Source organism: Myxococcus sp. AB056 (assembly GCF_006547365.1).
GTDB classification, from domain to species: Bacteria; Myxococcota; Myxococcia; order Myxococcales; family Myxococcaceae; genus Myxococcus; species Myxococcus virescens.
This window is the reverse complement of record NZ_VHLB01000007.1, coordinates 126,134-136,541: the sequence shown is the minus strand read 5'-3', so window position 1 is coordinate 136,541 and position 10,408 is coordinate 126,134. Positions and strand designations below refer to the sequence as shown.

The following is a 10,408-nucleotide window of genomic DNA, read 5'->3' as shown; positions in this document are numbered from 1 at the left end:
GGCTCAGCTCTCCACCTCGGTCGCGTCCAGCAGCGCGTCCAGTTCCTCGTCCGACAGTTGGTCCAACGCGGCCGGGTCCAGCGACCTCGACGCCGGTGCAATGGCGTCATCCGCGAGCTGCTTCATCGAGCCCGCCATCCGGGACACCACTTCCGCCATGCCAGCAAGCGTGGGCGACTCGAACACCGCCGGCAGCGGCAGCTCCACGCCCAACGCTTCACGCACGCGCGCCACAATCCGCGCGGCCATCCCGACGTGTCCGCCCAAGGCGAAGAAGTCGTCCCGAGCGCCAACGCGCGGCCGGCCGAGCAGCTCCGTCCAGATCCCCGCCAGCGCCAGCTCCTCTGGCGTCGAGGGGGCGACGTACTCCGCGGCGTGCCCCATGGAGCCCACCTGCGCCTTGGCCATGGCATGAAGCCGCTCGGCGTCTCCCGGCAACGTCACGTCGGCGAGCCGCTCCACGCCAGAGGCCAGTGCCTCCAGCAGGATGCGCCAGTGCTCCAGCAACTCGGCCACCACGTCCGAGCCATGCAGCTCGGGAGCGTAGGCCAGGCTCAAGCGCAGCCTGTCACCGGGAACCACATAGGCAATGAGCGGGTGGTTGCCCTGCTCACGGCTCTCCACATCCACCACCTCCAGCCCCGGCACGCCCTGTCCCAGCGAGGTGTCGAGCGGATAGTTCTCGAAGATGAGCAAGCTCTCGAAAAGCGGCAGACCCCGAGGCATGTCGCTCCAGCCCTTCACCTGGACCAGCGGACTGTGCTCGTACTTACGCATCTCCAGTTGCCGTGCCTGGAGCTTCTGCAGCCAGGGCACCACCCGCGCATTGGAAGGCAGCCCCACGCGGATGGGCAACGAGTTGATGAACAGGCCCACCATGGACTCGGCGTCCGGCAGGTCCACGGGCCGCCCGGAGACAGTGGCTCCGAAGACGACGTCCTCCTGGCCCGCATGGCGCCCGAGGAGCAGCGCCCACGCGCCCTGCGTCAGCGTGTTGAGCGTCACCGCGTTGCGCCGAGCGAAGGTCTGAAGTGCGGCCGTGGCTTCTTGCGACAGCCACAGAATCTCCTCACCCGTGACAGCGGCCTCCATCCCGGGCGCGGCGGCCCGGGCGCCGGGGAGCGGCGTGGGTGTGGTGAAGCCCGCGAGCTCCTCGCGCCAGAACGCCTCGGCACGAGACAAGTCCTGCCGCTGCAACCAGGCCATGTAGTCGCGCCAAGACGCGGGGCGAGGCAACGCAGCGTCGCGCCCCTGCGTCAGCGCCGCGTAGCAAGCGAAGACCTCCCGCAACATCACGCCCACGCCCCACCCGTCCATCACCAGATGGTGGTGGCTCCAGAGGAAGCGGAACTCCTGCTCGGCTAGGCGAACCACCTCCATCCGGGCCAGAGGCGCGGGCGCCAGGTTGAAGCCACGGGCACGGTCCTCACGGACCAGCGCCTCCAACCGGGCGCGTTGCTCCTCGGCGGGAACACCGCGCAGGTCGTGCTCCGTCCAGGGCAGGTCCGCCTTGGCATGGACCACCTGGAGCGGCTCCGGCAGTCCCTCGTGGATGAAGGACGTTCGCAGGACGGCGTTGCGAGCGATGACCACCGCCCACGCCTGTCGCAGCGCGGCGACATCCACGTTCCCGCGTGACGTCCACGCCAACTGCTCATGGAAGACACCCGAGCCTTGGGGCGCAAGCGCGACATGGAACAGCATGCCCTGCTGAAGCGACGTGAGCGGGTACATGTCCTCCACGGCCGGGAACTGCCGTAGCAAGCGGTCCAGGGAGGAGGACGAGAGTCGCGCGAGCGGGAAGTCCCCAGGCGAACGGCGCGCCGCGTCCGGCGTACTCCGGCTCTCCATCAACTCACGCAGCGATGACAGGAAGTCGTCAGCCACGGCTTCGATGGTCGCCCGCTGGTGGACGCGCGTGCTGTAGGCCCAGGCCACCTTCAGCCGGCCTTCGGACACCACGGCATTCACCTCGAGACGGTGCGGCCGGCGGCCTCCCGCGCCATGCCACGCGCCGCTCGGCTCCTCCGTGAGGGCGAAGCGCTCCGCCCCCCGAGCCGCCGCGTCGAGTTGCCCCAGGTAGTTGAACCCAACCTCCGCGCGCGGCGCGGCGCGCAGCGTCTGGGCCGTGTCTTCGCGCAGGTAGCGCAGCAAGCCGTAGCCCATGCCATTCACCGGCAACCGCCGCCGCGCATCCCGCAGCGTCCGGAGCGCGTCTCCTGGGCTGCCCGTCTCCGGCAACTCCACCTCCAGCGGGAAGGTGCTGGTGAACCAGCCCACGGTGCGAGACAGGTCCACGTCACCGAAGAGGGCCTCGCGCCCGTGTCCCTCCAGCTCCAGCCGCACGTCGCGGCTTCCCGTCCAGCGAGACACCGCGCGTGCCACCGCCGTGAGCAGCACCTCATCCACGCGCGCCCGGTACGCCAGGGGCACTTCGCCCACCAGCGCCTTCGTTTCGTCCACGCCCAGCGTCACCGTCACCAGCGCTTCCGAGCCCGCGGTGTCGTCTCCGCCTGGCAGGTCCACAGGAAGCGAGGGGACATCACTTGAGGCCTTCCAGAGCGGCAGCTCTCGCGCCACCTCGTCTGTCCGAGCATGCGACAACAGCCGCTCCGCCCACGCCTTGAAGGACGTCGTCTTCGGCGGCAGCGACACCGGAGCGCCTCGCTCCAAATTCGAGTACGCGGTCTCCAGGTCCTCCAGCAACGGACGGAGCGATACACCATCCACCGCCAGGTGGTGCACCACCAGCAGCAGCCGGGACGTCCGGCCCGCGCCCCGCTCGAACAAGGCCGCGCGCAGCAGCAGTCCCTCGCCCAGGTCCAGGCTCTGATGGACCTCCGCGCCCACGGACTCCAATGCGGCGCCCTGCTCCGCCTCCAGCACGGAAGACAGGTCCACGCGCCTCACGGGCACTCGCTCGGGCACGCCCGCGATGGACTGACGCCAGCCTTCCGGCGCCCGCGTGAAGCGCAGCCGGAGCGCATCATGGTGCGACACCAGCGCCCGCAACGCCTCCTCCAACAGCGCGGCATCCACCGGGCGGCGCACCTCCAGCACCGCGGCCAGGTTGTAATGGTGCGGCTGAGGCAACGCCCACTCGTCGAAGAAGATGCGCTGCATGGGCGTCAGCGGCACGGGCCCCTCCACCAGCCCCTGCTCCGCCGTGCCTGCCTTCGCCGTCCCGGCGGCGGCAGCCAGCTCCACGAGCGTCTGTCGCTCGAAGAGCATGGCCGGCTCCAGCTCCAGCCCCAGGGCCTTGGCCCGGGAGACAATCTGGATGCCCAGGATGGAGTCACCGCCCAGCTCGAAGAAGTTGTCGTGCAGGCCCACGCGCTCCACGCCCAGAACCTGCGCCCAGAGCGCGGCCAACGCCTTCTCCGCTTCCGTGCGCGGCTCGGTGAACTCCTTCGCGTTGCCTCCGCGCGCGGCGTCCGGAGCCGGCAGCGCCGCCCGGTCCACCTTCCCGCTGGGTGACAGCGGAAGCGCGTCCAGCGCGACGAAGGCAGCGGGCACCAGATGGTCGGGCAACCGTTCCTTCATGAACGAGCGCAGCGCCGATGCGTCCAGCTCGGCGGCTTGCACGACGTACCCCACCAGCCTCCGCGCTCCCGGCGTGTCCTCGCGCACGAGGGCCACCGCGTCACGCACGTCGGGGTACTGGCGCAGCACCGCCTCCACTTCCCCCAGCTCGATGCGGAAGCCGCGCAGCTTCACCTGGAAGTCGGTGCGGCCCAGGTACTCCAGGCGCCCGTCCGCGAGGAAGCGGACCCGGTCGCCCGTGCGGTACAGCCGCGCCCCCGCCTCTCCCGAGAATGCATCCGGGACGAAGCGCTCCGCCGTCAGCTCCGGCCGTCCCAGGTAGCCACGCGCCACGCCCGGTCCGCCCAGGTACAGCTCGCCCGGCACGCCCGGAGGCACGGGCTGCCCCTGCCCGTCCAGCACGTACGCGCGCATGTTCGCGACGGGACGGCCGATGTCCGGGCGCTCCACGTCCAGCTCGGTGGAGAGCGTCGCGCAGACGGACGCCTCGGTGGGTCCGTAGCCGTTGAGCAGTCGCCTCCCCGGCTTCCATCGCCGCGCCAGCTCCGGCGAGCAGGCTTCTCCCGCGGAGATGACCGTCTCCAGCAAGGGAAGGCCCTCCGGCTCCAACTGCGACAGGGACGAAGGCGTGAGCGTCACCGTGGTGATGCCCCGTGACTCCAACAGCTCGCGCAGGGGCTCTCCCGGTAGCAGCGACTCGCGCGGCGCCAGATGCAGCTCCGCTCCGGCCACCAGCGTGGACAGCACCTCCAGGACGGACGCGTCGAACCCGAGCGCTGCCGCCTGGAGCACACGCCGCCCTGGCCGCACGTCATGCGCCCGGATGATGGTGCCCAGGGTGTTGCAGAGGCCCTGATGCGGCACCAGCACGCCCTTCGGAGTGCCCGTGGAGCCGGACGTGTAGATGACGTATGCCAGATGCTCCGGCAACGAACCCACGCGAGGTGGCTCCGACGGGTTGCGCGCGAGCTGGCGTCCGTCTCCGTCCAGCGCGACGAGCAGCTCGCCACCCGCGGGGAGCACGTCCGCGATGTCATCCATCGTCACCACGACGGACAGACCGGCGTCCCGCATCATGTGCGTCAACCGAGCCGTGGGGTACGTCGGGTCCAAGGGGACGAACGCGCCGCCGGCCTTCAGCACGCCCAGGAGTCCCACCACCAGCTCCACGGAGCGCTCCACGCACAGCCCCACGCGGACCTCGGGACCCACGCCCAGCGTGCGAAGGTGGTGCGCGAGCTGGTTGGCTTGTTCCTCCAGCTCCGCGTACGTGAGTTGCTGGCCCTCGGCCACCACCGCCACCGCATCCGGCGTCCGGGCGGCCTGGGCCTCGAACAAGCCATGCAGCGTCGCGTCCGCCGCGAAGGGCTCGCGGGTGTCGTTCCACTCCACCAGCATCCGCTGGCGCTCCGCGTCGGACAGCAGCGGCAACTCCGACACGCGCTGCGACGGATTCGCGGCGATGCCGTGGAGCAGCCGGACGAAGCGCTCCCACATCAACTCCACCGTGGACAGGTCGAACAGATCCGCCGGGTACTCCAAGGCACCCGTGAGTCCCTCCAGCGTCTCACGCAGCTCCAGTGACAGGTCCACCTTGGTGGCACCGATGTCCAACTCCACCATCTTCACGCCCAGCCCTGGCGTTCGGACCTCGACGGGCGGCGTGTTGTGGAACGTGAGCATCGCCTGGACCAGCGGCATGCGGCTCGGATCTCTCGGTACGCGCAGCTCGTCCACCAGCCGCTCGAACGGAATCTCCTGGTGGGCATACGCGCCAATCGACGCCACCTTCACCCGGCGCAGCAGTTCCACGAAGGTGGGGGCTCCCGACAGGTCGCCTCGGATGGCGAGCGTATTCAGGAAGCAGCCGATGAGCCCTTCCAGCTCCGGACGGTTGCGGCCCGCAGCGGACGTGCCGACGATGATGTCGTCCTGCCCGGAGTACCGGTGCAGCAGCGTCTGGAACGCCGCCGTCAGCACCATGAAGGGCGTGGCTCCCTCGCGACGGCCCACGGCCCACACCGCGTCCATCACGGGCTTGTCCACGGAGACCTGGAGACGGCCACCCCGGCCCGTCCAGCGCGCGGGACGCGGACGATCCGTGGGCAGCTCCAACACCTGCGCGCCCGCGAGCTGCTTCTTCCAGTACGCGAGCTGGGCCCCCATGCCCGGCCCCTCCAGCCAGCCGCGCTGCCACACAGCGTAGTCCGCGTACTGAATCGGGAGTTCCGGCAGCGGCGACGGCCGTCCCGCCGCGAGCGCTTCGTAGCCCGCCACCAGCTCGCGGAAGAGCACGCCCCCAGACCATCCGTCCGAGGCGATGTGGTGCAGCGTGAGGTGCAGCACGGACACGGCCTCGCTGATGCGAATCAGCACGGCTCGCATCACCGGCCCATGCATCAAGTCAAAGGGCTTTCGCGCCTCGGCCAGGGCCTGCTTCAGCGCGTCCGCCTCCCGCGCCTCCAGCGTGCCGCCTCGAGCCACCAGCCACTCCAGCACCAGGGGCATGGCGTCGGCAATCACCTGGTACGCACCGCCGTCTTCGAGCGCGAAGGTGGTGCGCAGGACTTCATGCCGGCGGACCAGCGCGTTCAGCGCGGCATCCAAGAGGCCTTCGTCCACCGCGCCATCGAGACGCAGGGTGACGGTGTTGTTGTACGCGATGCCCGCCGGGTCCAACTGGTGGAGGTACCAGATGCGCTGCTGCGGGAAGGACAGCGGCAGCGGCTTGTCCCGCCCCACCCGCACCACAGGCGTGGCGGTCGCCGAGGAAACCTCCGCGCGCGCCGTCTGCAGCGTAGAGGGCTTGGGGCCCACGGTGCCACGGGCCGGCTGCGTGGTAGGACGCCGCGCCTTGGTCGCACGCGCGGGGGCCACGCACTCCACTTCGCCGGCATCGCGGAAACGGGCACGCTGGCCCGTCACAAAGAAGCGCTCGTCCGAACCGGGGACGGAGATGAAGCGCGCCCGCGTGGCCTCCGGGTCATTCCAGAAGCCCAGCGGAACCGCCGCGCCGCCCAGGGCCAGCTCTCCCACCACGCCAACCGGAACCGGCTCGCCGGACGCATCCCGCACGTACACGGGCGCCGAAGCGGGAGACGGCCACGCCGCGCCCACCAAGGAGGACGCCACCGCCACGTGCCGCGCCGAGCTGGTGACGTCCTCCGGCTCGCCCCCGATCACCCAGAGACGAACACTCCCCAGCGCCGCCTCGGCGCCAGGAAGCTCCGCCAGGGCACGCGCCTGCGACGGCGCGCAGCGCAGCGTGGTGACGCCCTCGTCTTGCACCAGCGACAGAAGTGCGCCGAATCCAGCATCGCCTTCGGCCAGCACCGCATCTGCGGGCAGAGCCTGCACCTGGCTGCGCTGCCGCACCACGTCCAGCAGGCGGAGGCTGGACATCATCGGCTCCAGCGCCACGCCGAAGTCGACGAGGCAGGCAATCTCGTCCACGTCGAGGGAGCGCACGCGCTCCACCACGCGCACGCAGTCCTCCACCGAGCCGAAGAGGCCACCTTCCTTGATGTAGTGCTCCACCCCCTGGCCGAGCATCACCTCCACGTCCTCTGGCGTGAGGCCACGCACGTCCACCTGAAGACCTTGGCTGGCCACCAGGTTGGCGAACACGTCCACCGAGCTGCGGAAGTACCGCAGCAGCGGCTCGCGCACGGCCTCGCGCACCTCGTCCAGGTCCTGGCCGAGGAAGGTGTGGAGCATCAACGTGACGTGCCCCTGGCCTGAGCCGTGTCCCGCCTTGCGGTACGTCTCGCGGTACAGCGCCACCTTCGTCGCCAGTTCGTCCAGATTGGAGCCCAGGCCCAGCACGTTGGTGAGGATGCCCGCCCCCACCTCACCGGCCTTCCGGAACGTCTCCGGGTTGCCCGTGGACGTCAGCCAGACCGGCAGCTCCGCCTGTTTCGGCTTGGGGCGCAGAGCCAGCTCCACTTCATTGCCCGCGCCGTTGCGCCGCAGCACCGTGCCGCCGCGCCACAGTCGCCGCACTTCCTCCAGGCGCTCGATGAGCACCTCGCGCCGCCGGTCGAAGGTCCCCGGTGAGAGCGAGAAGTCGTTCGCGTGCCACCCCGTGGCGAATGAAAGCCCCACGCGTCCACGGGACAGGTTGTCCACCACGGACCACTGCTCGGCGACTTCGATGGGGTCATGGAGCGGCAACACCACGCTGCCCGCGCGAATCTGCACGTGCCGTGTGAGCATCGCCAGCGCGCCGCCGACCACCGAAGGCTGTGGATACAAACCGCCGAAGGAGTGGAAGCGCCGCTCCGGCGTCCAGACCGCGGAGAAACCGTGTGCGTCCGCGAACTTCGCGCCTTCGAGGAGCAGCTCGTACTTCTCCTCGCCCAGCGAGTCCTCATCGTTGGCGAAGTACGAAAGACTGAAGTCGAGAGGCCGCCGGATGTCCGGCTTGCGGCCCAGGACGGCGAAGCGCGCGGCGAGCTGCTCGGGCGGAAGGACGACGCGCATCCCACGCGCCAGTGCCCACAGCAGGTCCAGTCCCGACGGGTCAGCCGAAGGACCACCCACCGCCAACCACACGTCCCCCCCGCTCGCGCCCGTCCGGGCATCCAGGGAGGCCAACACGTGCGCCACGTTGCGGTGGCTCAGCATGACCCGGCCGTGGCCTCCCAGCGCTTCAGGCGCTGGAACGATGAAGGCCAGCCTCTCCCCGGGCACGGGCGCCGTCGCATCCGCGCTCGAATCGACGGAGTCCACCGCGATGGCGCGGATTCCCTTCGGCAACGCCGGCACGTCCTCCGTGCGAGGCACCAGCAACAACCGAGATCCTTGCGCAGGAAGCAGGGACGCCAGCTCCGCGACCTCACCAGCCGACACGGGGAGGCACGCGCCTCCGGCCTCCAGCACGCCCCAAAGCGCGATGACCGACTCCACGGATGGCGTGATGCGCACCGCCACCGGCACGTCCCGGCCTACGCCATCCTGCTTCAACCGGGCCGCGAGACCTCGGGCCCTTTCCGACAGCTCCCGCCACGACAGGCGGCGCTCACCCATGCTGATGGCCACCGCGTCCGGCGTCCGCTTCACCCACGACGCGAATCGAGCCAGCACAGTCACATCCGCGAGGTCCCGATGCCCGATGCTCGACGACCCACCGGCGGGCGGCATGCTGGGAATCGCGAGGCCCTCGACCTGGAGGCTCTGCACCGAGGACGCAGGCCCCCGCGCGACAGCGCTCCGTTCCTCCGGTGCCGCCAGCGGCATCCGTGACACGCGAAGGTCGGGGTTCGCGAGGGCCGCCCCGAGCAACGTCTGGAGGTGGGCCGACAGGCGCGCGATGCGCGGCTCGTCGTAGAGGTCGGTGGCGTACTCGATGAAACCGTGGAAGCCGCCGCTCTCGCTCTCGTTCAGCAGCAGCGTCAGCTCACCGAGCGTGGCACCGAACTGCGCGGGCGTTCCCGGCACCTCCACCAACTGCATGTCCAGGCCCGCCACGGAGGGCGGCGCCGTGGTGACGTGCGCGTGCAGCACCAGCGCCGCGTCACACAGCCGCGAGCGTGCCGGGTCCCTGCCGGAGGCCACCAACGGCAGCAGGTGCTCGAAGGGGACGTCCTGGTGACTGGACGCGCCAACCGTCGTCTCACGAGCACGCGCCACCAGCTCGCGGAACGACGGGTCACCTGACAGATCGGTGCGCAGCGCCATCGCATGGGCCACGAAGCCGATGAGGGGCTCCAGCTCGCCACGGGCACGGTTGCCCACCGGCGTCCCCACCACGATGTCCTCGCGCCCCGAGTACCGAGCGAGCACCGACGCCAGGGCCGCCAGTAGCGTCATGAAGGGCGTCACCCCCTCGCGCTGGCTGAAGCCCATCAACGCCGCGCTGAGCTCACGCGAGAAGGCCACCGGGAAGCGGGCGCCGCGCAGCCGCAGGTCGGCCCCTCGCGGCCGATCCGCCGCCAGCTCCAACGACGGAGGCAGGTCCGCCAGCACCTCGCGCCAGTACGCCTCCTGAGCCGCCAGTGTTCCACCCGCGAGCGAGCGGCGCTCCCAGGCCGCCGCGTCCACGTACTGCACCGCCAGCTCCGGCAGCGGAGCGGGCTGCCCCGCGAGGAACGCCTGATAGTTCGCCGCGGCCTCACGGAAGAAAGCCACCATGGACAGCGTGTCCGAGGCGATGTGATGCACCGTGAGCAGCATCAGGTGCTCGGTCTCGGCCAGGCGCAGCAGACTGGCGCGGACGATGGGCCCGTGCTCCAGGGAGAACGGCCGCACCGCCTCGTCCAATGCCAGCCGCAGCGCCTCCGCCTCCCGGTCCCCCCCATGGGAACGCAGGTCCACCACGGGCACCTGGATGCGGACCTCGGCGGAGAACCGCTGGCGCACGCGCCCGTCCTCCACGCGGTACGTCGCGCGGAGCATCTCATGCCGGCGGATGACTTCGTTGACGCTCCGCTCCAGGACCGGGGCATCCAGCGCGCCTGAGATGCGCACCGCCAGGGGCATGTTGAGGGACGGGTTCCCCGGGTCGAGCTGCTCCATCCGCCAGACGCGTTCCTGCACCACGGACAGCGGCAGCTCACCCGCGCGGTCGATGCGGAACATCACCTCGGATGCCGCCCTGCCCTCCAGGGGACCCGCCGCCTGGAGCATCGCCTCGATGCGCGCCGAGATGCCCGCCACGGTGGGGGCCTCGAACAGCGCGCTCAGCGGGAGCTGTACGGAGAACGTCTCACGCAGACGGGTCAGCATCTGCGCCGCCATCAGTGAGTTGCCACCCAGCTCCAGGAAGTCGTCATCCGGGCCGACCTCCACTGCGCCCAGACGCTCGCGCCAGATATCCATGACGCGCTGCTGGATCTCCCCAACCGTGACGGGAGCCGATGCGCCA

1 protein-coding gene (only partly in view) is annotated in these 10,408 nt (G+C 70.4%); it reads right to left on the bottom strand.

Going from position 1 to position 10,408, the window contains the following annotated elements:
• Positions 1 to 3 precede the first annotated feature (3 nt).
• A protein-coding gene (locus FMP39_RS05240; protein WP_141588881.1) for a non-ribosomal peptide synthetase/type I polyketide synthase crosses the window boundary here: on the bottom strand, positions 4 to 10,408 show its 3' portion. 2,741 nt of this gene lie beyond the right edge of the window; the window shows 10,405 of its 13,146 coding nt (coding positions 2,742-13,146); its start codon lies off the right edge, out of view — the gene reads right to left on this strand; its stop codon occupies positions 4 to 6.